General features: G+C 77.8%; 1 protein-coding gene. It reads right to left on the minus strand.

Annotated features, from left to right (window positions below; genetic code table 11):
* Positions 1-116: 116 nt before the first annotated feature.
* Positions 117-510 (minus strand): DUF4307 domain-containing protein (locus tag FOE67_RS28125; protein ID WP_228474384.1); only part of this gene is annotated, 394 nt, incomplete at its 5' end.

Here is a 510-nt window from a genome sequence, read left to right on the forward strand (position 1 = left end):
CCGCCCACCCGCAGTGCCCGCCGGGCGTCTCCCCCACCGGGGAGGCGCCCGGCGCCGTGCGACGGGTGGGGGCGCGGGCCCGTGCCCGGAACCCGGTGGGTCCCCGCCGGTCCGCCTCAGCCCTCCGCGAGCACGCAGCCCAGCAGCTCCGCGCTGGTGCCCCGCTGGGTGGTGCGCAGCGTCACCGCCCGCAGTTCCACCTCGCCCTCCGCCTCGAAGCGGAACTGGGCCCGGCCGACCTCCAGGCCGTCCTCGGCCTGGGAGCGCACCGTGCACACCCCGACGCCGTCGGCCGGCTTGCGCACCTGGACGACCGCCTCGATCTCCTCGTCGGAGACCACGGTGAAACCGGTGAGGGTGCCGGTGACCCGCTCCCCCCCGATCATCGAGACCCCCGTCCACACGAGGAACGCCAGGAAGAGCGCCCCGAGGCCGGCGCCGACCATCCGCAGCCGGCGATCGGTGCGGGCGTCGTCGGGGGCAGAGCGCCCGTAGCGGCCGGGCGGGGGC

The sequence above is a fragment of the Streptomyces calidiresistens genome, from assembly GCF_014141525.1.
Lineage (GTDB): Bacteria > Actinomycetota > Actinomycetes > Streptomycetales > Streptomycetaceae > Streptomyces > Streptomyces calidiresistens.